This is a genomic window from Umezawaea endophytica (genome assembly GCF_025061645.1).
In the GTDB taxonomy this organism is placed as follows: Bacteria; Actinomycetota; Actinomycetes; order Mycobacteriales; family Pseudonocardiaceae; genus Umezawaea; species Umezawaea endophytica.
Window position 1 is genome coordinate 26,734 of record NZ_JANYMP010000001.1, and the last position, 23,147, is coordinate 49,880.

Genomic DNA, 23,147 nt, shown 5'->3' on the forward strand with positions numbered 1-23,147 from the left:
TCCTAGGCGGCCCCCGACACGACGAAGTCGCGCTTCTCCCGCACGCCGCAGTCGGGGCAACACCAGGTGTCGGGCACGGCGGACCACGGTGTGCCCGCGGGGAAGCCCTCCCGCGGGTCGCCGACCCGCTCGTCGTAGACGTACCCGCATCCGGGGCACCGCCCGCCCGTGCCCGCCGCGGCGACGACCGGGAGGTCTGCGACCACGACCTCGGGCCGCGTCGCGGGCACCGGGTACTTCGCCAGCACCTCCTCCCGCCTGCTGGGCTGGATGTTCGCCAGGCTCATGTCGCCGTCGAAGTGCGCGAGCACCCTGGGGTCCATGACTCGGCGCCACGCGGGCGGCACGAGCGCCAGGAGGATCATCCCGGCGTACCCGGTCGGCAGCGACGGCGATTCCTCGAAGTCGCGCAGCGACTGGTAGCGGCGGGTCGGGTTCGCGTGGTGGTCGCTGTGCCGCTGGAGGTGGTACAGCAGGACGTTGGTGGCGATGTTGTTGGAGTTCCAGCTATGCCGCGGCGCCACCCGCTCGTAGCGCCGCCTGCCGGGCGCGCCGACCATCCGCCGGGCCATCCCGTAGTGCTCCAGGTAGTTGACGACCTCCAGCAGGGAGAAGCCGACGACCGCCTGCACGACGAGGTACGGCAGGACCCCGAAGCCCAGCCACGCCACCACCGCACCCCACAGCACGACGGACATCAGCCACGCGTTCAGCACGTCGTTGCCGAGGTGGATCGGGTGCCCGCCGCGCCGGGCGTAGCGCTTCTCCTCCAGCCGCCACGCGCTGGCGAGCGACCCGAGCACGGTGCGCGGCCAGAACCGGTAGAAGCTCTCCCCCACCCGGCTGCTGGCCGGGTCGTCCGGTGTCGCGACGCGCACGTGGTGGCCGCGGTTGTGCTCGATGGAGAAGTGGCCGTAGAAGCTCTGCGCCAGCGCGATCTTGGACAGCCACCGCTCGTGGCTCTCCTTCTTGTGGCCCAGTTCGTGCGCGGTGTTGATGCCGATCCCGCCGACGCACCCGATCGTCACCGCCAGGCCGATCTTGTCCACTGTGGACAGCCCGCTGTGCGCGATCGCCCAGAACGCCGTCGCGAAGCCCGCGTACTGGATCGGCAGGAACAGGTAGGTGATCCAGCGGTAGTACCGGTCGTTCTCCAGCGCCTCGATCACGTCGTCCGGCGGGTTCGACCGGTCGAGCCCGGTCAGCAGGTCGATCGCGGGGACGACCACCAGGATCACGATCGGCCCGAGCCAGAACCACACGCCCCAGCCGGTCAGCGCGTGCAGCCCCACCGCGGCGAAGACCAGCGACGGGACCACGAGGCCGATCAGCCACAGGTACCGCTTCCCGTCGGTCCACCCCTCGGTCGACCCGTCGGGGATCGTGCCGGTGTCCGCCATGAGCCCGACCTCCTGCGCTCGCTGATTTACACGAAGGTAGCTTTTGTAAAGTCGATTTGACAAGAGGGCACGATCTGTAAAGCCGATTGACGGCTTGACGACACCCCCGCGAGTTGCCACGCTCGGTCCACCGGTTGTTGTTAGCGCTAACATCGCCCTGCTGATGGCGGCGCCCGTTCAACGGAGAACTGATGACCGCTGCACGCACGCACTCCCGCGTCCTCCGCCTCGCGGTGGCCGCGTCCCTGCTACTGGCCACCTGCGCGGCGACGGCCGGAACGGCCTCCGCCGCGGCCGTCACCGTCCGACCCGACCCGAGCTACCAGCAGCAGCCCTTCCAGGGCTGGGGCACCAGCCTGGTGTGGTTCGCCAACGCCACCGGCGGCTACCCCGACGCCATCCGCACCCGCCTCGCGGACCTGCTGTTCGGCGCGGACGGCCTGAACCTGAACATCGCCCGGTACAACATCGGCGGCGGCAACGCGCCCGACGTGCCGCCGTACCTGCGGGCGGGCGGCGCGGTGCCCGGCTGGTGGAAGGCGCCCGCGGGCACCACCAGGACCGATACCGACTGGTGGCGCCCCGGCGATCCCGCGCTGTTCGACCGGGCCGCCGATCCCCGCCAGCGCTGGTGGGTCGACCGGATCAAGTCGCGGGTCGACCGGTGGGAGGCGTTCAGCAACTCGCCGCCGTGGTTCCAGACCGTCAGCGGCTACGTCTCCGGCGGGTTCGACGCCAACGCCGACCAGCTCCGCCGGGACCGGATCGGCGACTTCGCCTCCTACCTGACGCAGGCGGTCGACGAGCTGGAACGGGCGCACGGCATCAGGTTCGGCACGCTGGACCCGTTCAACGAGCCCAACACCTCCTACTGGCGCACGACCCTGGGCGCCAACGGCAACCCGACCGGCGGCAGGCAGGAGGGCGCCCACCTGGGTCCGGCGTTGCAGGCGGAGGTCGTTCCGGCCGTCGCCGCCGCACTCGCGCGGGCGGCGACCGACGCGGTGGTGTCCGCCCCCGACGAGACCAACCCCGGCACGTTCGCCACCGACTGGAACGGCTACCCGCAGGCGGTGCGCGGCCAGGTCGGGCAGCTCAACGTGCACACCTACGGCACCGCCCGCCGCACGTCGGCGCGCGACATCGCCAAGGGCGCGGCGAAGCCGCTGTGGATGAGCGAGGTCGACGGGTCGTGGGGCGACGGCCAGAGCTTCACCAGCATGGACCCCGGCCTGGGGATCGCCGAGCGCGTCATCGACGACCTGCGCGAGTTGGAACCGGTGTCGTGGCTGCTCTGGCAGGCGATCGAGGACTACGACAACATGAAGCCCGGCGGTGAATCGCCGAACGGGATGAATTGGGGCGTCGTGCAGATCCCCTTCACCTGCGGCCCGAACGACACGCTCACGACCTGTCCGATCAGGACGAACACCAAGTTCCACACCCTGCGCAACTTCACCCATCACATCCGGCCGGGCGACCGGCTGGTCAAGGTCGGGACGACGTCCGACGTGGCGGCCGTGCGCGGGACCTCCGACGCGCTGAAGTCGGTGGTGCACCTCAACAAGACCACCGAGGCGCAGCAGGTGACGCTCGACCTCTCGGCGTTCGCCACCGTCACCTCGGGCGCCACCGTCCGCCCGGTGACCACCGACGCGAACGGCGCCCTCGTCACCGGAACCGCCGTGCCCGTGCGCGACCGCGCCGCCACGCTCACCGTGCCCGCCCGGTCGGTCACCACGTTCGTCGTCGACGGCGTCTCCGGCGTCGCCCAGGGCACCGGGCTGCCGGGCAGGGACCACCGGCTCACCGGCGTGCAGAGCGGCAAGTCGTTGGCGCCGAACGGAACCGGCCTCGTGCAGCGCGACACCAACACCGCGGCGGCCGATCAGCGCTGGCGCTTCGAGCGCCGCACCGACGGCTTCGGCAACCGGACCCAGTTCGCGATCACCAACGTCGGCACCGGCCAGCGCCTCGCGGCCACCGGGTCCGGCGTCGGGCTGACCACGCCGACCTCCGACGGACCGACCGCGCGGTGGGTGCTGTCCACCACCGGCGACGGCACGTGGACGGTGGTCAACGCCGGAACGGGGACGCTGCTGGACGTCACGGGCGAGTCGCGCGCGAACGGGGCGCCGATCGGGCTGTACCAGCCGACGTCCGGCGACAACCAGCGGTGGACGGCGGTCGCCGTGAGCTGAGAACCGGAGTCCGGTGTGGAGGGCGCGACTCCACACCGGACTCCGGAAAACTACCCGGCGGAGCAGGTGGGCGTCGGCCCGCCTCCGGTGCCGGTGCCCTGGTAGCCGAACTCGGTCGACTGGCCCGCCGCGATGGTGCCGTTGAACGCGACGTTGGCGAACTGGACCGCGCCGCTGTTCGCGCTCTTGGTGGCGTTCCAGATGCTCGTGATCGCCGCGCCGGACGGCAGGGTCGCGTCGACCTTCCACCCGTTGATCTGCGACGAGCCCGCGGTGACCTTCACGGTGGCGACGAAGCCGCCGTTCCACTGGTTGACCGACACCGACGCCGTGCACCCGCCACCGACCGACGGGGTGGTCGTCGTGGTCGTGGTGGTGGTCGTCGTGGTTGTCGTCGTCGTGGTCGGGCCGTCGGAGAGGGTCGGGGTCGTCCAGTCCCGCCACTGCGCGAGGTTCCCCGCCGCCTTGCCGGAGATCCGGATGACGCCGGGGGCGTTGCCGGTCTTCAGCAGGAACTTCTGGATGTTCTGCTGCAACGGCGTCCGCCACTCGGACCGGTTGGCGCAGTGGTTGCCGTCCTGGACGTCGGACCAGTAGGTGATGTTCTCGCCCGCGCCGAGCGCCTTGTACACCTCCGCGCCGCCGAGGGCCGCCACGCTCGCGGACCTCGGGCCGAGGTTGGCGATGTGCGGGTTGTCCATGATGAACAGCCCTCGCGGCGCGACCATGGCCACCATCTCGTGCGTGTCCACCGGCAGGCCGTTCGGATTGCCGGTGAACGAGCCGAACGCGTCGCCGAACCAGGGCTGCTCGCCGTACGCGCTGCTCAGGCTCTGCGCGCCCTCGCCGGGGATCCCGCGGAAGATCGGCACCCCCGCCGTGCCGGACTCGATCGGCATGGTCAGTGCGACGCGCTGGTCGAACACCCCGACCGTGAAGGCGCCCTTGCCGAAGCGGGAGCACCCCGTGACGCCGACCGCGTCCGCCTTGAGGACGCTGCCGCCGGACGACTCGATCACGTCGATCAGCCTGCTCACGCCCCAGGCCCAGGCGGCCAGCAGACCCGTGCCGCTCGACGAGCCGTAGACGCTGTAGAACGCGCCCTGCTTGTTGCTGCGGGGTGTGCCCTCCTTGCCGACGGCGTACGGGTCGTAGCTGATGACGGCCGCGCCCGCGGCCTTGATGGTGGCGGTGTCCGCGCCGAACCCGCCCAGCACGACGACGGCCGGGAACGGGCCGGTGCCGCTGGGCAGTTCGACCCGCGCCGAGAAGCTGGAGCTCTTGCCGTTGTGGGAGACGTTGACGGTGATGCCGGTGCTCGACACCGTTCCCGTGACGGTGGCGGGTTTCGGGGGCTTCTCGCCGTAGACGGACCTCTCCGCGAGCTTCTTGATCTCCGCGCGCCTGCACCGCCAGTCGGACCTGCTGCTGACGCGCGTGCCGTTCAGCCTGGTGAAGGGGTCGGGGAGCTTCGCGTTGGAGGGTGTCGAACCGGGGAGGGTCACCGGGCAGTCGGCGCCCTCGTCCTCGACGGCGGCGACGGCCGCCACGACGTCGGGGGCCGCCGCGGTCGTCGCGATCACCGTCGCCGAGCCGACGACCGTGAGCACCGCCGCCGCCAGCAGGACGACCGCCGAACGGATCCTGGATCGAGCCGAGCTGATGATCACCTGGGCTCTCCTTCCGTGAGGGGTGGTGGAGGAGTCGGCAGGATCGACGCTCGCCGGTGTCGACGAGCTAAAGTTTCGGGGAAGTTAGCGAAACATGTCAATGCGCCGATCCCGGCGCGCGGTCTCACATGGCGCTCACAGCGGGTAGCGAGCGGACGGCCGGTTGCCCGCTCGACCGACGCCGCCCTACAGTCAGGGCAGTCGTACAGGGCGACTGCCCTACGTGGGAGGTGCGCGTGAGTTCTCCGGCGGCGCGACGGGGTCTGGAGGTCCGGCGGCGGCTGCTGGCCGCGGCGGTCGAACTCGTCCCGGAACGCGGCTGGGCGGGCGTGAGCACGAGGGTCCTGGCCGAGCGCGCCGGGGTGACGCCGAGCGTCGTGCACTACCACTACCCCACGCTGCGGGCGCTGCTGACCGAGGCCGTGGTCGGGCACGTGCGGCAGGCGCTGGGCGAGGTGGAGGCGTTCCTCGCCACCGCGTCCACCCCAGAGGACGCCGTCGACGCGCTGATCGCGTCGGTGGAGCGGTACACCGGGTCCGACCCGACGTCCCTGCTGCTCACCGAGTCCTACCTCGCGGCGACGCGCGACGAGGAGCTGCGCGAACGGCTCGGCGGGGCGGTCGTGGAGTTCCGGCTGCGGTTCGGCGCCTGGCTGGGCGAGCGCGGCGTGCCGGACCCCGAGCGGACGGCCGCCGTGCTGATCGCCGCGGTCGACGGGCTGCTGCTGCACCGCGGCCTCGGGGCGGCGCCGGACTCGGCCGCCGTCCTGCGCAGGCTCGTCGACCGGGGTGGCCGCGCGTGAGGGTCGTGGTCTGCGGAGCGGGGATCGCCGGGCTCACCTTCGCGAACCGGATGTCGTCCTCGGGCCATGAGGTCGTGCTGCTGGACCGCGCCCCCGGTCCCCGGCCGCAGGGGTACATGATCGATTTCTTCGGCCCCGGCCTGGACGCCCTCGACGCGATGGGGCTGCTGCCCGCGGTCGACGAGGTCCGCTACCACGTCGACGAGGCGACCCTCGTGGACGGGCGCGGGCGGCGCACGGTCGGGGTCCGCACCCCCGGACTCGCGGGCGGCACGCTGGTCAACGTCCTGCGACCGGACCTCGAAGGCGTGCTGCGCGCCCGCCTCCCGGCGGGCGTCGACGTGCGCTACGGCACCGGGCCGGTCGCCGTGACCGACCGCGGCGACCGGGTGGAGGTCGCGCTCACCGACGGGTCCACGCTCGGGGCGGACCTGCTCGTCGGCGCCGACGGCGTCCACTCGACGGTCCGCCGACTCGTCTTCGGCGACGAGCGGGAGTACCTGCGGTACCTGGGTTTCCACACCGCCGCGTTCCTCTTCGACGCGCCGCGGGTGCACGCCGCCACCCGCGGCCGCTTCACCCTCACCGACACCGTCGGCAGGCAGATGGGGTTCTACGGGCTGCGCGACGGCCGGGTCGCGACGTTCGCCGTGCACCGCACCCCGGACCCGACCACCCCCGCCGACGTCAGGGAGTCCGTCCGCGACACCTACCGCGGCCTCGGCTGGATCGTCCCCGAGGCGCTCGACCTGTGCCCGCCGTCGGAGGAGATCTACTACGACCAGGTCTCCCAGGTGCACGTCCCGGAGTGGAGCAGGGGCCGGGTCGTGCTCATCGGGGACGCGTGCCACGCCGTGTCCCTGCTCGCGGGCCAGGGGGCGTCGCTCGGCGTCGCGGGCGCCTACGTGCTCGCCGACCAGCTCACCCGCGCACCGGTCGACCGGGCGACGGCGGCGTACGAACGCCTGTGGCGCCCCGTCGTCGAGGAGAGGCAGCGGGTGGGCCGCGCGGGCGCCCGCTGGTTCCTGCCCGCTTCGGCGGTCGAACTCGTCGTCCGCCGCGCCGCGCTGCGCCTGACCCGCTTCCCGGCCGTCAGCCGCTGGGTCGCCGCCACGATCGTCGGCAAGTCGACCGACGTCGTCACCACCCCGCGCCGGGAACCGATCGATCCGGCATAGCCACCGGTGGGCCGTTCGCCCGAACCCGCTGCCGCCGTATCCGTTTCGTGACCCTCGGATCTGAATCCAGCAGAGGGGTAGTCCTCTCTCGATCGTGTGTACGGACACACCGCGCTCGTGGACCACACCCGCGTCGGCCGCGTCCCGCGCGAGTGGTCACCCAAGACCGAGTGGGTGGTCGTGACAGGACCGGTCACCCACTCGCACCCAGTTCAGCCGAGCACCGCACCACGCACCGTCGGAGCCGCCACGACGACGGCGGTCAGAAGGGACGCACACGATGACGATCCGTTCGCCTCAGCGGCCTGCCACCAGGGCCGACCACCCCGACCTGCCCGTGTGGCCGCAGTGGTCGCTGGACAAGCACGGCGCTCGGATGCTGCACCCCGTGGGCGCGACGCGGAGGCCAGACGGCTCGGTCACGCGGTCGACCGTGTACCGCACGGCGGTCATGCTCATGCCGCACGGGGTGCTCGCCAACACCGAGTCGTGCGCCGAGGTCGACGCCGAGCTGAACCTCGTCGGGCTGAGCATGAAGCGCTCCGCCGAGGAGGCCTGGCCCGTTCCGGAGCTGCCGGAGGAGCTGGACGTGCTGGACGGTCCGACCCGCGACCGCGTCCCCGTCCCCGTCGTCCTCTTCCCCCACGGCAGGACCACCGCGGAGGTGGACGCGTGGACCGGTGTGCGGCAGATCCGCCTGGGCCTGGACCAGGGGCGGATCGACCGGCTCCGGCCCGGCGTCGACGCGATCGCGCTGGAGCACCTGATGGTCGGGGCCTCCTTCGGCGGCGTGCCGACGTGGAGCCCGCACGACGTGCGCGGCGACACCGACGACGGCGGCGCGGGCGAGCCCTACCGGCTGCTGCCCGTGGCCTTCACGGGTGCGCGCCCACGGCGGCGGCGGGTGTGCGCGCAGGACGAGCGCCGGGTCGTCGTCGCCGTGCCGGACTCCGGTCTCAACACCCACCCCTGGTTCGGGGTCGAGGAGATCGGCGACCCGCTGCCCGCCGACGGGTTCGTGCAGGTCTTCGAGGCGGCCGAGGTCGCGCTGCGCGAGCAGGCGCGGCGGCTCGACGGCCTGACGCCGACGCAGGTACTGACCAGCGTGTGGGAGGACCCGCCGTACACCGACGAGCTGTCGGAGCAGATCGGCAGGGCCACCGGGCACTTCACGTTCATCGCGGGCCGGATCCACCAGAACGCGCCGGACGCGGACGTGCTCGCGCTGCGGGTCCTGCACCCCGACAACGTCTGCTACGAGGCGGACCTGCTGCTGGCGCTGTGGATGCTCGTCGGCCGGATCAAGCGGGGCGGGCACGTGGACGTCGTGTCGCTGTCGATCGGCGGGTACGTCGAGGACGACTCCGACGCCGCGCGGCACCTGCGCGAGGTCGTCACCGAGCTGACCGACCTCGGTGTGGTCGTCGTGGCGGCGGCGGGCAACGACGCCACCACCCGGCCCTTCTACCCGGCGGCGCTCTCGGAGGACGACCCTCTGGTGCTGGGCGTCGGCGCGCTCAACCCGGACGGCACCGAGGCGTGGTTCAGCAACGCCGGGGCGTACGTCACCGTCGAGGCCACCGGCGCGAACGTCCTGAGCACGTTCCCGACGAGCCTGCGCGGGGCGCGGGGCGCGCAGATGACGACCCTGTCCGGTGCCAGGCAGACCGCCGACCCGGACTGCTTCACCAGCGGGTTCGCCATCGGGTCCGGCACGTCCTACGCCGCGCCCGAGGTCGCGGCCGAGGTGGCCGTGACGCTGGCGGGCGCCGCGGGCGGCATCGCGGTCCCGGAGACCGCGTCCAGGGCGGAGCGCGCGGCCGACGCGGTGAAACGGCTGCTGACGTGACGAACGGCCACCGGCGTCTGGACGACGAGCAGTTGGGCGCGCTGCTGGAGAAGACGCGGTCGGGTGACCGGTCGAGCCTCGAAGCGGTGGTGCGCGACCTGACGCCGCTGCTGTGGCACGTCGCCAGGGCGCAGGGCCTCGACTCCGAGACGAGCGCGGACGTCGTGCAGACGACCTGGTTGAAGCTGCTGCGCGCCCTGGACGCCATCCGCGCCCCCGGCGCGCTGGTGAGCTGGCTGGTCACCACGACGAAGCGGGAGGCGTGGCGGGTCAGCCGAGCCCAGCGCACCGAACGGCCGGTGGGCGACGACGCGTTCTTCGACGAGCCCGACGAGGCTCCCGGTCCGGAGGACCACGTCGTCGTGTCGACGCGCAACAAGGAGCTGTGGGCGGCGGTGGAGCAGTTGCCGCAGCGGTGCAGGCAACTGCTGCGCATCGTCGCGTTCCTGCACCGACCGGACTACAGCGAGGTGTCCGCCGCGCTGGGCATGCCGCGCGGGTCGATCGGTCCGCAGCGCGGCCGGTGCCTCGGCAGGCTGCGCACCCTGCTGGCCCCGAAGGGAGAGTGACCGGTGAGCACCGACGACGAACTGCTGGGCAGGCTGAGGGACGTGTGGGACGAGGCGGACCCCGCGCCCGCGATCCTCGCCGACCTCGCGTGCTTCGCGCTCGACCACGCCACCGCCGACGACGAGGTGCTCGACGTCGTGCGGAAGCCCCGGCTCACGGCGTCCGCGCGCGGCGACGAGCGCTCGCAGCTCATCACGTTCGACAGCGCCAGCCTGACCATCATGGTCAACGTGACGCCGCACGCCGACGGCTCGCTGAGGCTCGACGGGTGGATCACGCCGCCCGCCGCGTACCCGGTGGAGCTGCGCACGCCCACGAGCACGCGCTCCACGTCGTGCGACGGCAACGGCCGGTTCGCGTTCACCGGCGTGGTCCCGGCGCTGGCCCAGCTCTTCGTGCGGGCCAACGGGACGGTCACCACGCCGGCCATAGCGCTGTGACCGGTGCCTCAGCGCGGGCGCGGGCCCTGCACGACCGCGGCCGGGCGGCGCTGGGCGCGGGCCGGTCGGCGGAGAGCCTGCGGCTGTTCCGGACGGCGCTCGGGCTGCTGTCCTGGCCCGGTGCGACCGATCCGGACGACCGGACGGCCGCCGCGCGAGTGCTGATCAGCGCGGCGGCGGCCGAGGTCCACCTCGGCCGCTCCCCCGCGGGCTTCGCCCTGCTCGACGAGGCCGAGACCGCCGTCGCCCCCGAGGACCGCGGCACGCTGCTGCTGCAACGGGGGCTGCTGTGCATCCTCACCGGCCGCATGGACGAGGCGTTGCGGCACCTCAACGAGGGCATCCCGCTGCACACCGACCCGGCGGACCGCTACGGCCTCGCGAGCGCCCTGCTCAACCGGGCCATGGTGCACAGCCTGGCGGGCAGGCCCCGGATCGCGGCGGCCGACCTGGAGCGGTGCGAGGAGATCGCCCACGCCGCGGACCTCCCGCTGATGGTCGCCAAGGCCAGGCTCAACCGCGGCTACTGCGAGATGCTGATGGGCGACATCCCGGCCGCGCTGCACTCGTTCGACCTGGCGAAGCCGGGGTTCGCCCGGCACGCCGAGGGTTTGCTGCCGGTGCTGGCGATCGACCGGGCGCGAGCGCTCATGCAGGCCGGGCTGGCCGACGAGGCCGCCGCGGAGCTGGACGAGGCGATCCGGCTGCTCGGGCGCGCCGGGCCGACCTACGAGCGCGCGGAGGCGGCGCTGACCCGTGCGAGCGCCGCCGTGTCCCAGGGGGACGCGCGGACGGCGCGACTGTGGGCGCGGCGGGCGGAGCGCCGCTTCCTGCGCCGGGGTGACCGGAGCTGGGCCGCCGTCGCCGTGCTCACCCGGCTGCGCGCCGACTTCCAGGCCGGGCGCAGGCTCGCCGCCATCGCCGCGGAGGCCGAGGACCTGGCGTCGACCCTGCACGGCCTCGGGCTGCCGAACGACGGCGAGGCGGCCACGCTCCTGGCCGCCCGCGCGCTGGTGCGGCTCGGCAGGCACGGCGAGGCGGGACTCCTGCTGAGGCGCCGCCGCAGCCCGTCCCCGGTGCAGGAGACGGTGCTGCTGCGCAGGGTGGCGTGGGCCGAGTGGCACGCCGCGACCGGCGACACCGCGAAGGCGTTGCGCCAGGCCAGGTCCGGGCTGCGCGTGCTGCACGGCAGGCGCAGCCGGTTCGGCAGCATCGACCTGCGCACGGGCACGGCCGCGATGGGCGTCGACCTGGCCGCCGTCGGCCTCGCCACGGCACTGCGGCACGGCAGGCCCCCCGCGGTGTTCGCCTGGGCGGAACGCTCACGCGCGCAGGCGTTCCTGATGTCACCCGCGCACCCGCCCGCCGACACCGAGACGTCCGACGCGGTGGCGGAGCTGCGCCAGTTGGCGACGGTCGTGCGCGCGGCGGAACTCGCGGGCCGTCGCGACGCGGAGGCGGCCCGGCGCTGCGCCGAGTTGGAGCACACCATCCGCGCCCGCGGCTGGCAGGCGCAGGGCGACGGCGAACAGACCGGACCGCACTCCCTGCACGAGGTCGCCGCCGAACTGGGCGACGCCGTCCTGGTCAGCTTCCTGCCGTCCGACGGGCGCCTGCTCGGGCTGGTGGTCGTGGACGGCACGAGCCGGATGGTGGCCTGCGGCGACCTGGCCGCCATCGCGGAGACGGTCGCCCGCCTGCGGTCCGACCTGGACGCCCTGTGCGGGCGCAGGCACCCGGCCGCGCTCGTCGAGGTGGTCAAGCTGTCCCTGCGGCACCAGCTCGACACCCTGCGGGACCAGGTCATCGCCCCGCTGGAGGCCCTGCTGGGCGACCGCGACCTGGTGATCGTGCCGACCGGCCCGCTGTCCGGCGTGCCGTGGGGGCTGCTCGACGGGCTGCGCGGCCGTCCGGTGACCGTGGCGCCGTCGGCGTCCGTGTGGCTGCGCGGCCGACGTCCGACGGGCAAGCCGACCACGCCGGAACCGCTGCTGGTGGCGGGCCCCGACCTGGACCACGCGCCGGGCGAGGTCGGCAAGATCGCCGAGGTCCTGCCGGACAGCACCGTCCTCACCGGCGCGTCGGCGTCCGTCGGCGGCACGCTGGCGGCCATGGCGGAACGCCGCATGGTGCACTTCGCCGCCCACGGCCACCACGAGCCGGGCAACATCCTCTTCTCCCGCCTCGACCTGGCCGACGGCCCGCTCATGGCGTACGACATCGGCACCCTGCCCACCGCGCCGGAACACGTGGTGCTGTCCTCCTGCGACACGGGGCAGTCCGTGGTGCGCGCGGGCGACGAGATGCTCGGCTTCGCCGCCGCGTTCCTCTACGGCGGCACGAGAACGGTCGTCGCGGGCGTGGCCCGCGTCCCGGACGACGCGGTGGTCGACGTGATGACCACCTACCACCACCTCCTGCACCACGGCGCCCCACCGGCCAGGGCCCTCGCCGAAGCCTCGGAGACGACCCCGCTGATCCCGCTGGTGTGCTTCGGTTCCGGCTGACCCGGCCGGTCACCTTGCCTGTTGCTCTGCGACAACCGCCAACTCAGCCAGTTCCTTCCGCGCGAAGTGCTGGTCGAAGAGTTTGCTCGCCTTCGCCATCGCCTTGAGCTTCCAGCCGGACCCGAACGCCCAACCCTTGCAGGTTATATAGGTCGCTCCACCTTCGGCGGACGCGAGTACATATTCTAAACGAGTAGTCGGCGACCCGGAGATCAATTGTATTACGACCAGGGAGAACGGAGGATCGAATACCACGACCACGGCATCCGAACTGATTCCGACGCCAATAACATTGATCGTCTGCCGATATCTGGTACCGATTCCAGCAGGCCCGTCCGATAAAAGCTCTAAAGACTGCGTCATCGAGTATATTTCAGGCGCCCTCTCAAAGTCGATGAGCAACGCCCAAACAACATCCAGAGGTGCCTCAATCCTGCGTCCCACGTCAAAAGCAAGAACTCTCGGTTCATCCAACTCGCTTCGAAGATCGACAGGAGCGGAGTCCACCACGCTCTCAACCGCGGAGACGACTCTACCCGCATCGTATTGGAAGCGGCTTGCACTCAGTTCGACCGCATTGCGCGAGGCCAACGCCCGAAGCTCGACAGGAAGGTCGCCCGCCGTCGGCATCACCGCGTTGTCCACCAGGACCGGAATAACGCGGATACCGTGGTCGAAGGCCTTCTCGATCTCCATCCTCACCACGTCGTTGACGTCGCGAAGGCGGTCTGTGAGCCAGGAGGGGCCAATCACCACGATGAGCGCACCGGCACGCGCGATGGTGCGGTCGATTGCCTCAATGAAGTCTTCGCCGGGTTCGATCGAGTCGACGTCCATGAAGACGTTGTCCTCGCCGAACCTGTCGACCAGCGCGTCGTACAGACGACCTGCGTGACCAGCGCTGTCGCTTCGGCGATAGGAGAGGAACACAGCTTTCCGCCTCGACCACATACCCCCAGCATCGCACCGCCGACCTGGTAGATCACGGCATTAACCGTAATCTGGTCGAACTTGGCGCCAGCACGATTGGATACGTCCTCCCTGCTCACCTGAACACCCGCAGCGGCACCGCCGCGGCCATCGCGGCCATGCCCGCGTCGTTCGGGTGCAGGTGGTCGCCGCTGTCGTACGCGGGTCGGAGGCGGGTGGGGTCGGTCGGGTCGCGGAGGGCGCGGTCGAAGTCGATCACGCTGTCGTGCTCGCCGCTGGTGCGGATCCAGTGGTTGACGGTTTGCCGCGCGGCCTCGTTCTCGGGGCTGTAGAAGCCGAAGGTGTCGTCCTTGAACGGGGTGATGGTGCCGCCGTGGATCCGCAGTCCGGCGGCGTGTGCGCGGGCGATGAGCTGGCGGTGGGCGGCGATGATGTCCTGCGCGGTGACCCGCTCCGATTCCGGGGCGCTGGTGCCGGGGTGGCCGAGGTCGTTGACGCCGAGCAGGACCACGACGTGGGCGGCTCCGGGCTGGGACAGGACGTCGCGGTCGAAGCGGCGGAGGGCGGCTTGGCCGAAGTAGTTCGCGTACGCCTCGGCCGGGTGGCCCGCGGGCGGGTTCGGGTCGTGCAGCAGGCGGTTGCCGCTGATGCCCGCGTTGACGACGCCGAGGTGGCGCGGGCCCGGCTCGGCCCGGAGGCGCCTGGCCAGCACGTCGGGCCAGCGGCGGTTCGCGCCGCGCGTCGTCTCGGCGCCGTCGGTGATCGAGTCGCCGAACGCCACGACGGTCGCGTCGCGCCCGCCCGTGACGCTGACGCCGGTGAGGAAGTGCCACTTGCCGAGCACGGCGGTCGGCGTGATGTCGACGCGGCCAGCGACGTTGCCCGCCGCCAGGTACCCGTCCTGGTACGGGAAGGCGTGCACGGTCGTCGCCGGGGTGCGGCGGGGCAGGTGGACGCTGACCACCAGGTCGGAGTCGGCCGCCACGGGCAGCGCGACGGGGTCGCTCAGCAGGGGCGCGCCGGGTGGCACGGTGGCCGACGCGCGGCCGCCGAACGTCAGCCGCCGGTCGGTGCGCGGGTCGATCGCCGAGGCCGCCCCGGCGCGGCGGGCGACGCGCGCCTCGCCGATGACCAGGGGCTGGGCACCGAACTCGTTGGACAGCCGCACGCGCACGGTGGACCCGCCCGCGCTCAGGTGCACGACCTGCCGCAGCGTCTGGTCCTCGAACGTCGTCGTGTCGGACGCGGGCACGGTCGTGGGCGAGGTCGCCCACGACCCGACCCACGCCGCGCGCGGTTCGGCGGCCACCGGTGACGCAGTCAGGAGCACCAGGGTGACCGCGGTGAGGAAGCGTTTCAGCACAGGGACCTCCGGGTCGGTCGTGGACGGCCGCGGAGGTCCACGACCGTCCACGGAGGACGGACGTTCAGCGGCGGGACGCCCCGGCGAGGGTGGAGCGCAGGGTGGAGTAGGCGGGTTTGCGGGAGAAGTCCTCCCACATCACGGTCGCCGCGCCCTGGCCCTGGAAGAACACCGGGACCCACGAGTACTTGTCGGTGAAGCCCCAGATCGTGAACGAGTCGCAGCCCTCGACGTTCAGGCACGCGGTGAGGGTGCGGTTGTAGTAGTCGGCCTGCTGGGCGAGCTGCGCCTCGGTCGGGACCCCGCCCTCCGGCAGGTCCATCCGGACGTCCAGCTCGGTGATGGCGGTGTCCAGGCCCAGCGCGGAGAACCGCCGCAGGTTGGTCTCCAGGTCACCGGGGAAGCCGTAGCGGATGCTCAGGTGCGCCTGCGCGGAGAAGCCGTGCACGGGGACGCGCTGGGCCCGCAGCCGCTTGATCAGCGCGAGGTAGGCGTCGCTCTTGGCGTTGACGCTCTCCACGCCGTAGTCGTTGAAGAAGAGCTTGGCACCGGGATCGGCCTCGTGCGCCCAGCGGAACGCGTCGGCGATGATGTCGGGACCGAGTTCGCGGAGCCAGATGTTGTCGGTGGTGCGCAGTTCGCCGGTGTCGGTGAAGATCTCGTTGGCCACGTCCCACTGCTGGACGCTGCCCCGGTAGCGCCCGACGACCTTCTTGACGTGGTCGCGGAGGATCGAGCGCAGCTCGGCCTTGGAGAAGCCGCCCTGCTCCAGCCAGGCGGGGTTCTGGCTGTGCCACAGCAGCGTGTGCCCGCGCACGACCTGCCGGTTCTGCTTGGCGAACCGGACGATCTTGTCGGCCATGCCGAAGTTGTAGCGGTCGCGCTCCGGGTGGATGTACTCCCACTTCATCTGGTTCTCGGCCGACACGGAGCCGAACTCCGCCGCGAGCACCTTCCGGTACTCGCGGTCGGAGGTGAAGGGGTCGGGGTAGGGCTGGGACTCGTGGTGACCGCCACCCGCGACGGCGGTGCCGATGAAGAACCCCCTCGGCGCCGCTTGGCGCAGGGTGTCCTTGCGGGTGTGGCCGAGCGGTTGGACGTCGGCCGCGGCCACGGGGATCAGGGGGACCGACAGCGCCACGGCGGTGAACGCCGCGGCGGCCAGACGGGTCGGCTTCATCAGGCTCTCGCTTCCTTGCGACGGGCTTGATCTCGAAACTTTCGATTCACCAGGGGAAAGTTTCTGAGTTGCCGGACCTTAAAATGCCGCCGTCGTCACCGTCAAGGGCCGACCGGCCCGCCTTGATCGGTCCACGGGCCGCCTACCAACGCCACTCGAACGAGTCGAGCGGCCGGACGGGTGATCGACCTACGATTCGGCGATGGCGACGACGGGCAGGCCGAGGGAGTTCGTCCTGGAGGACGCCCTCGACCGCGCCGTCGTGGTGTTCTGGCGGCTGGGGTACGAGGGCACGAGGCTCGACGACCTGACCACCGCCATGGGCATCAACCGGCCGAGCCTCTACAACGCCTTCGGCAACAAGGAGGCCACGTTCCGCCTCGCCGTCCTGCGGTACGCCGACACCGAGATGGCGTACCTGGCCGACGCCGTCGCCCAGCCGACCGCCCGAGCCGCCGCCGCCCGCTACCTGAGCGCCAACCTGGTCGCCATCACCACGCCCGGCAAACCGCCCGGCTGCCTGACCGTCCAAGGTGGACTGACGGGCGGCGGGGCCGACGAGCGGCGGGCGGCCGAACTGCTGGCGGACTGCCGCGCCGCCGCGGAGGTCCGGCTGGCCCAGCGCCTGCACGCCGCGCTCGTCGACGGCGACCTGCCCCGCACCGAACGCCCGGCGGACCTGGCGAGGTACCTCTTCACCGTCACGGCGGGCCTGGCCGTGCAGGCGGCGGCGGGCGCGACCCGGCAGCAGCTCAGCCCGGTGGTCGACCGAACCCTCAGCGCGTTCCCCTGACCCCCGGCGCGGGCAACGCCTCAGCGCGTTCGCCTGACCGGGCCGCCGATCCCACCGCCACCGCGGGCAGGCGGCACCTCAGCGCATCCGCACGACCGGGTCGCCGATCTCGTGCGTGCGGTACTCGCGCAGGGCCCGCAGGTGGACCGCGACCCACGTGCGGAACGGCCGCCACGCCTCGGCCACGTCAACCGGTGAACGGTCCGCGCCGTACCGGTGGGCGATCTCGTCGTTCAGCCTGTGTTCGTTGCGCGGCAGCGCGTCCGGCGCGTTGGCGCCGCGGATCACGACGAGTTCCGCCGCGAACGGCCCGAGCCCCTTGACCTCCTGGACCGCCCGCACGGCGGCGTCGGGGTCCATCGCGCGGAGCGCGGCGCCGTCGAGGAGCCCGTCCAGCGCGGCGTCGGCGACCGCTCGCAGGTACTCCGCCTTGCGGCCGGGCAGGTCGAGGTCCAGCGCTCGCAGCGCTTCCGGGGCGGGGAACGCGCCGTCCTCGCCCACGAACGAGTCGCGCAGCGCCGCGGCCTGGACGATCCGCGTGCGCTGCGACAGCACGGCCCACGCCGCCGCCTCGTACGGCGAGTGGAACCCGCACGGCCGCAGGCCGGGCAGCCGCCGCTGGGCGTCGGCGACGACCGGGTCGCGGCGGCCGACCTCGGGCCAGCCGCGGGCGTCGACGTCCAGGGACAGGAACCGGCTGGTCTGCGCGGCGGCCAGGTCGAGGTCGCCGTCGCCGGTCACGGTGATCACCGCCGTGCTCCCCCGCTGGACGACGCGCGCCTCGGCGCTGCTCCAGTCGCCGTCGACGCGGAACACCGTCCGCAGCTCGTCGGAGCGCTCCTGGGAGGCCAGCGCGTCGGGCGCGAAGCCTTCCCAGAAGCGCTTCCCGGTGTCCAGCGACCACGGTCCGAGCACGTCGACGGTCAGCTCGTGGCGCGCCACGTCAGGCCTTGTCGTGGACGGTCACCACGTAGCCGTCGGGGTCGGCGAACGAGAACGTGCGCCCGAACGGGCTGTCGAACGGGGGCGCGGCGATCGGGACGCCGGCGGCGGCCAGGTCGTCGTGCAGGGCCTGGGCGTCGTCGGAGCCCAGCCACAGCGCGACACCCAGTCCCGGTCGCGGGGTCGCGGCTTCGAGGTCCACGCCGGGCAGCGGTTCGCGCACCGCGAACGGGATCGGCGCGGTGTCGAACACCACCGCGCCGGGCGGGGTGACGGGTGCCCGGCGCAGCCCGAGGCGGGTCTCGTAGAACTCGGCGGAGCGGTCGAGGTCGCGCACTTGCAGAGCCAGGAAGTCGGGTCCGGTGATGGTCATGTCGTCCTCCACTTGAATGTCAGCGTGTTGACATCCAGAAGCTATGTCATGATGCTGACATGAGTCAAGTCGAGCAGGTCGGCCCCCTGGACAAGGCGGTGGGTTACACGCTGAAACGAGCGGCCACCGCGCTGCGCACGGCCATGGACGCCGCGCTCCAGCCGCTGGGCCTGACCGTGCCGCAGTACTCCTGCCTCGAGGTGCTCTCGCAGCGGCCGGGGCTGTCCAACGCCGAGCTGGCCCGAGCCGTGTTCGTCACCCGCCAGTCGATGAACCTGGTGCTGCGCGGCTTGCAGGACCGCGGCCTGGTCACCCGCCCGACGACCGCGCCACACGGCCGCGCCCTGCCCACCTCCCTCACCGCCGACGGCGACGAGCACCTGCGCGCCGCCAGCGCGGCCGTGCGGGCGGTGGAGAAGCGCATGCTCGCCCCGCTCTCCGCGAGCAGGCAGGACCGACTGCTGCACGACCTCACCGCCTGCGTCGACGCGCTCACCCCCGAGGACTGATCACCGCAGGTACACGAACGCGGGCGGCACGGGCTCACCTCCGGCTGACGCCGTCCACCGCCCCCGGACCGTCCACGATGGACAGGAACGCCCGTGTGGCTGGCGACGGGGTGACGCCGGTCGCCGTCGCCGCGTAGACCTGCCGCGGCGGGATGTCGTCGGGGTGCAGCCGGGCCAGCACGAGGTCCGGTCGTACGGCGTCCGCGATCAGCGACGGGATCAGGGTGATGCCGACCCCGGCGGCGACGAAGCCCTGCTTGGCGATCCAGTCGCGCGCCACGAAACCGATCCTGGGCCGGAACCCGGTGCGCAGGCACGAGCTGATCAGCGTGTCCTCGGGGCGGGAACTGCCCGCGATCCACTCCTCGTCGGCCAGGTCGGTCAGCCGGACCTGGCGGACGCCCGCCAAGCGGTGGCCGCGGGGCAGGGCGACGTGCATGTGGTCGTCGCACAGCCAGCGCAGGTCGACCCCCTCGACCTGGCGCGCGGTCGGGTAGCTGACGACGGCCACGTCGACCTCGCCCTTCCCGAGCAGCCCGACCAGGACCTGGCTGAACGCCTCGCGCAGGGTCACCGTGACGTCGGGGTGCCTGCGCCGGAACGTCGCGACCGCCCGCGGGACCAGTGCCGCGTCGGCGGTGGCGAAGGCACCGACGCGCAGCCGTCCGGTCGTCAACTCCTGGAGGTCCGCGAGTTCCCGGCGGGCCGCGCCGAGGTGTTCCAGGACCACCTGGGCGTGGCCCAGCAGGCGCCTGCCGAGCTCGGTGAGCCGGACGCCGCGCGGCAGGCGGTCGAACAGGACGGCGCCCGCCTCCGCCTCCAGCGCCGAGATCTGCCGGGAGACGGCCGACTGGGTGTAGTCCAGCTCGGCCGCCGCGGCGGTGAAGGAACCGAGTCGGGCCACCTCGACGAACACCCCGAGGAGCGAGGTGGACAAGTCATGCTGACGGGGCATGGCAGCCATGCTAGACATTCGCTTCTCGCACCGCGCGGTCCGGCCTAGCGTGGGGGCATGGACAAGAACACCAGGATCGCGTTCCTCGGACTGGGCACGATGGGCGCGCCGATGGCCGGGCGCGTGCTGGCCGCCGGCTACCCGTTGACGGTCTGGAACCGCACGCCGGAGCGGGCGGACGACCTCCGCGCACGGGGCGCCACCGTCGCCGGGTCGCCCGCCGACGCGGTGCGCGACGCCGACGTCGTCGTCACCATGCTCGCCGACCCCGCGGCCGTGCGGGAGGTGGTCGCGGCCGTCGTGCCCGCGCTGCGCCCCGGCGCCCACCTCGTCGACGCCTCCACCGTCGGCCCCGACGTCGTGCGCGAGGTCGCCGCCCTGCTGCCCGCGGGCGTGACGCTCGTCGACGCCCCGGTGATGGGCAGCGCCGACCGGGCCGCCACCGGCGAACTGTCGCTGCTGGTCGGCGGCGACGCCGACGCGGTCACCCCGCTCCTGTCGGTGTTCGGCGCGATCACCCGCACCGGCGAGCTGGGCACCGGCGCGGCGCTGAAGCTCGTGCTGATCAACGCCGTCGTGGTGGGCGTGACCGCGGTGGCCGAGGCGATGACCCTCGCCGACGCGCTCGGCCTGCCGGAGGACCTGACCAAGGGGGCGTTGGCGGTCTCGCCGCTGGCGGGTCTGGCGGGCCGCGCCTTCGCCACCGGCGCCCACTTCCCGATCCGCCTGGCCGCGAAGGACGTCGGACTCGCCGCGGCCGCCGCGTCGCTGCCGCTGTCGAGCACCGTCCACAAGCGACTCACCGAGCCGGGTGTGCCCGGTGACGAGGACCTGGGCCGGATCGTCGACCACCTCCGGAAGGCCTGAACAGCGACCCGTCCGTCCACACAGGACCCATCGAGGCCGTCGGCGACGCTCGCCGACGGCTTCGTCGCGTCCGCCGTACACCGATCACGGCACCACTGGCGCGCGACGGGGCCGACGAACAACCTTCCGCGCACCCGTCGTAGACGAAGGTCGACGTCCACGTCCGACCTTGGTCGGAAAGTTTCCACCGAGCTTGACCGTGCCGTTACGGCATGGTTTCCACTTGGTGCGTCGACGTGACCGCGTCGACGCAGCCGAGTACCGGGGGGCCGTCGTGGGATGGAGCACCAACCAGCTCGCCGACCTCGCGGACACGACGCTGCGCACCATCCGGCACTACCACGAGGTCGGGCTGCTCACCGAGCCCGAACGCAGGCCCAACGGCTACAAGAGCTACGGCGTGGCCCACCTGGTGCGCGTGCTGCGGATCAAGCGCCTCACCGGGCTCGGGCTGTCGCTCGCCCAGATCGCCGAGTTGGGCGACGCGGACGAGCACCCCGGCGCGGCGCTGCGCAGGCTCGACGCCGAACTGGCCGCGACGATCGACCGCCTCCAGCGGGCGCGGGCGGACCTCGCGCTGATCCTGCGCCAGGAGAAGGTGACCGACCTGCCGGTCGACATCGCCTCGACGATCGCCGAGGCGGACCTGTCTCCGCAGGAACGCTCGTTGACCACGCTGATGGCCCAGCTCGTCTCGCCGGAGGCGATGTCCGCCTACGCCGAGGCGCTGGCGAGCTACACCAAGGACCCCGCCAAGGCGGAGTTCGAGGCACTGCCCGTCGACGCGGACGAGGAAACCCGCCAGCGCCTGGCGGAACGCCTGCTCGCGCTCCCGTTCACCCAGGAGGTGCGCGCGATGTTCCCGGACGCCACCGCCATGTACGCCGGTGGGCCGCGGGGCGCGGAGTTCGCGATGAAGACGATGGGCAAGGTCGTCGTGGAGCTCTACAACAAGGCGCAGATCGACGTTCTGATCCGCATGAACGGCTGAGTTTTCCCAACTTCCGGCGCGCTGACGTGGCGCGCCACAGGGGGAGGTATTCGCACATGCGAACAACACTGTCCATGGTCGCGGTGATGACCGCCGCTGCCGCGCTGGTGGTACCGGGAGCGGCGTCGGCGACGCCCGCGACGACCGTCACGTGGGTCGAGTGCCCGGCGGACGTCGCGGCTCCCGGCCTGGAGTGCGGGACGCTCCGGGTGCCGTTGGACTACCGACGACCGGACGGCCGCGAGATCGAGGTGATGATCTCGCGGCTGGCCAGCAAGAACCCGGAGAAGCGCCGGGGCGTCCTGCTCACCAACCCCGGCGGGCCGAACCCCGGCCTGACCTTCCCGGCGGACCTGAGGAGGGCAGGCCTGCCGCAGAGCGTGCAGGACGCGTACGACGTCATCGGCGTCGACCCGCGCGGCCTCGGCCACAGCACGCCCACGACGTGCGACCTGACGGAGGAGCAGCAGTTCGCGGGCAGCGTCCCGCCGTACGCCGTGACGCCCGCCGACGTGCGGAAGAGGGCGGACGAGGTGCGGCAGGTCGCGCGGCAGTGCGCCGCCGCGTCGACGGCGGACCTGGTGCCGCACAACACGACCGCGAACATCGCCCGCGACCTGGACCGGGTCCGCGCCGCGCTGGGTGAGCGGAAGGCGTCGTTCCTCGGCTACTCCTACGGCACGTACCTGGGCTCGGTGTACACCACGCTGTTCCCGCGGACGACCGACCGAGTCGTGATCGACAGCAACCTCGGCGCGGGCGGCTGGGACGTCGAGGGCGGCCGGATGTACGGCCGCGGCGTGGAGGACACGTTCCCGGACTTCGCGAAGTGGGCGGCCGCTCGCCCCGAGTTCGGCCTGGGCGGGACGCCGGAGCAGGTGCGGGCGAAGTACTTCGACATCGCCGCCCGCCTCGACGCGACGCCGTCGGTGGACGGCGTGACCGGTCCGCTGTTCCGGATGCTCACGTTCGGCGGCCTCTACTCCACCGCCGACGTCGCGTTCACCAAGCTCGCCGAGACGTGGCAGGCGCTGGACACCGGCGTCCCGCTGCCGCCCGCCGAGACGCCCGACCTCAGCGGACTGGAGAACCTGATCTCCGGGAGGCTCTCCGTGGTGTGCGGCGACTCCCGCTGGCCCAGGTCGGTGGCGACCTACGAGCACAACGTCGCCGTCGACCGCGTCCGCCACCCGATGTTCGGCGCGGCGGCGGCCAACATCTACCCGTGCGCCTTCTGGCCGGACCCGGTGGAGCAGCCCGTGCGGATCTCCGACCGCGGCCCGCGCAACGTGCTCATGGTGCAGAACGAGCGGGACCCCGCCACGCCGCTGGCGGGCGCGCTGTCGACGCGCCGCGCGTTCGGTGACCGGGCGGCGATGCTGACCGTCGACCAGGGCGGGCACGGCGCCTACGTCTTCGGCGCGAACACCTGCGCGAACAACAAGGTCACCGAGTACCTGCTCGGCGGGCAACGACCGCACGACCTCACGTGCGCGGCCGAAGCCCCGACCACCACCACCGCCACCGGGCTCCCGCCCATCGGCTGACCCCCACCCCGTGCGGGCCCACCCTCGTCGGGGGTGGGCCCGCACCTTTTCGCGTGGTATTCCGGATTCATCCACCCCG

Annotated in this window: 20 protein-coding genes; 12 read left to right on the forward strand and 8 right to left on the reverse strand. The window is 72.4% G+C overall.

Annotation, left to right across the window (positions count from 1 at the left end; all coding sequences use genetic code 11):
• Positions 1 to 2: 2 nt before the first annotated feature.
• Positions 3 to 1,400, reverse strand: a complete 1,398-nt coding sequence (locus NZH93_RS00130) for a fatty acid desaturase (RefSeq protein WP_259620769.1) — start codon at positions 1,398 to 1,400, stop codon at positions 3 to 5.
• 191 nt (positions 1,401 to 1,591) lie between these two features.
• On the opposite strand from NZH93_RS00130, the gene NZH93_RS00135 reads away from it, so the two are divergent.
• Positions 1,592 to 3,601, forward strand: a complete 2,010-nt coding sequence (locus NZH93_RS00135) for an RICIN domain-containing protein (protein ID WP_259620770.1) — start codon at positions 1,592 to 1,594, stop codon at positions 3,599 to 3,601.
• Positions 3,602 to 3,651: 50 nt separating this feature from the next.
• Here NZH93_RS00135 and NZH93_RS00140 read toward each other — a convergent pair whose 3' ends face one another.
• On the reverse strand, positions 3,652 to 5,271 hold the full coding sequence (locus NZH93_RS00140; protein WP_259620771.1) for a glucuronyl esterase domain-containing protein: 1,620 nt from the start codon (positions 5,269 to 5,271) through the stop codon (positions 3,652 to 3,654).
• A 236-nt stretch (positions 5,272 to 5,507) separates the two neighbouring features.
• Here NZH93_RS00140 and NZH93_RS00145 point away from each other — a divergent pair, with 236 nt between their 5' ends.
• The 6 genes from NZH93_RS00145 (at position 5,508) to NZH93_RS00170 (ending at position 12,618) form a co-directional block, all read left to right on the forward strand.
• Positions 5,508 to 6,074, forward strand: a complete 567-nt coding sequence (locus NZH93_RS00145) for a TetR/AcrR family transcriptional regulator (RefSeq protein WP_259620772.1) — start codon at positions 5,508 to 5,510, stop codon at positions 6,072 to 6,074.
• Positions 6,071 to 7,252 carry an FAD-dependent monooxygenase gene (locus NZH93_RS00150; RefSeq protein WP_259620773.1) on the forward strand — a complete coding sequence of 394 codons (1,182 nt, stop codon included), beginning with the start codon at positions 6,071 to 6,073 and terminating at the stop codon, positions 7,250 to 7,252. The genes NZH93_RS00145 and NZH93_RS00150 overlap by 4 nt, the downstream gene beginning before the upstream one ends.
• Positions 7,253 to 7,532: 280 nt before the next feature.
• Entirely contained in the window at positions 7,533 to 9,101 is a 1,569-nt protein-coding gene (locus NZH93_RS00155; protein ID WP_259620774.1) for a S8 family peptidase, read from the forward strand.
• On the forward strand, positions 9,098 to 9,670 hold the full coding sequence (locus NZH93_RS00160; RefSeq protein ID WP_259620775.1) for an RNA polymerase sigma factor: 573 nt from the start codon (positions 9,098 to 9,100) through the stop codon (positions 9,668 to 9,670). Before NZH93_RS00155 ends, NZH93_RS00160 begins: the two co-directional genes overlap by 4 nt.
• A gap of 3 nt (positions 9,671 to 9,673) precedes the next feature.
• Positions 9,674 to 10,111, forward strand: a complete 438-nt coding sequence (locus tag NZH93_RS00165; protein ID WP_259620776.1) for a hypothetical protein — start codon at positions 9,674 to 9,676, stop codon at positions 10,109 to 10,111.
• Entirely contained in the window at positions 10,108 to 12,618 is a 2,511-nt protein-coding gene (locus NZH93_RS00170) for a CHAT domain-containing protein (RefSeq protein WP_259620777.1), read from the forward strand. The genes NZH93_RS00165 and NZH93_RS00170 overlap by 4 nt, the downstream gene beginning before the upstream one ends.
• Positions 12,619 to 12,627: 9 nt before the next feature.
• Here NZH93_RS00170 and NZH93_RS00175 read toward each other — a convergent pair whose 3' ends face one another.
• The 3 genes from NZH93_RS00175 to NZH93_RS00185 form a co-directional block, all read right to left on the reverse strand.
• Positions 12,628 to 13,548, reverse strand: coding sequence for a TIR domain-containing protein (locus tag NZH93_RS00175; protein WP_259620778.1), 921 nt, complete (start codon positions 13,546 to 13,548; stop codon positions 12,628 to 12,630).
• A gap of 115 nt (positions 13,549 to 13,663) precedes the next feature.
• Complete coding sequence (locus NZH93_RS00180; RefSeq protein ID WP_259620779.1) at positions 13,664 to 14,911, reverse strand: SGNH/GDSL hydrolase family protein; 1,248 nt, start codon at positions 14,909 to 14,911, stop codon at positions 13,664 to 13,666.
• A 64-nt stretch (positions 14,912 to 14,975) separates the two neighbouring features.
• A complete protein-coding gene (locus tag NZH93_RS00185) occupies positions 14,976 to 16,091 on the reverse strand; it encodes an endo-1,4-beta-xylanase (RefSeq protein ID WP_259620780.1) in 1,116 nt (371 codons plus the stop codon).
• Positions 16,092 to 16,293: 202 nt separating this feature from the next.
• Between NZH93_RS00185 and NZH93_RS00190 the strand changes: the two genes are divergently transcribed.
• Positions 16,294 to 16,884, forward strand: a complete 591-nt coding sequence (locus tag NZH93_RS00190) for a TetR/AcrR family transcriptional regulator (protein ID WP_259620781.1) — start codon at positions 16,294 to 16,296, stop codon at positions 16,882 to 16,884.
• 78 nt (positions 16,885 to 16,962) lie between these two features.
• Here the strand turns inward: NZH93_RS00190 and NZH93_RS00195 are convergent, their stop codons facing one another.
• Entirely contained in the window at positions 16,963 to 17,826 is an 864-nt protein-coding gene (locus NZH93_RS00195; RefSeq protein WP_259620782.1) for a DNA-3-methyladenine glycosylase family protein, read from the reverse strand.
• A 1-nt stretch (position 17,827) separates the two neighbouring features.
• Positions 17,828 to 18,199, reverse strand: a complete 372-nt coding sequence (locus NZH93_RS00200; protein WP_259620783.1) for a VOC family protein — start codon at positions 18,197 to 18,199, stop codon at positions 17,828 to 17,830.
• A gap of 59 nt (positions 18,200 to 18,258) precedes the next feature.
• On the opposite strand from NZH93_RS00200, the gene NZH93_RS00205 reads away from it, so the two are divergent.
• Positions 18,259 to 18,708 (forward strand): MarR family winged helix-turn-helix transcriptional regulator, encoded by a 450-nt coding sequence (locus NZH93_RS00205; RefSeq protein WP_259620784.1) that lies wholly within the window; start codon positions 18,259 to 18,261, stop codon positions 18,706 to 18,708.
• 34 nt (positions 18,709 to 18,742) lie between these two features.
• On the opposite strand, the gene NZH93_RS00210 is transcribed toward NZH93_RS00205, so the two are convergent.
• Entirely contained in the window at positions 18,743 to 19,663 is a 921-nt protein-coding gene (locus NZH93_RS00210; RefSeq protein WP_259620785.1) for a LysR family transcriptional regulator, read from the reverse strand.
• A gap of 57 nt (positions 19,664 to 19,720) precedes the next feature.
• On the opposite strand from NZH93_RS00210, the gene NZH93_RS00215 reads away from it, so the two are divergent.
• The 3 genes from NZH93_RS00215 (at position 19,721) to NZH93_RS00225 (ending at position 23,068) form a co-directional block, all read left to right on the forward strand.
• Positions 19,721 to 20,530 (forward strand): NAD(P)-dependent oxidoreductase, encoded by an 810-nt coding sequence (locus tag NZH93_RS00215; protein WP_259620786.1) that lies wholly within the window; start codon positions 19,721 to 19,723, stop codon positions 20,528 to 20,530.
• A 274-nt stretch (positions 20,531 to 20,804) separates the two neighbouring features.
• Positions 20,805 to 21,521 (forward strand): MerR family transcriptional regulator, encoded by a 717-nt coding sequence (locus NZH93_RS00220; protein ID WP_259620787.1) that lies wholly within the window; start codon positions 20,805 to 20,807, stop codon positions 21,519 to 21,521.
• A 56-nt stretch (positions 21,522 to 21,577) separates the two neighbouring features.
• Positions 21,578 to 23,068: an alpha/beta hydrolase gene (locus NZH93_RS00225; RefSeq protein ID WP_259620788.1), complete on the forward strand. Its 1,491-nt coding sequence runs from the start codon at positions 21,578 to 21,580 to the stop codon at positions 23,066 to 23,068.
• Positions 23,069 to 23,147 lie beyond the last annotated feature (79 nt).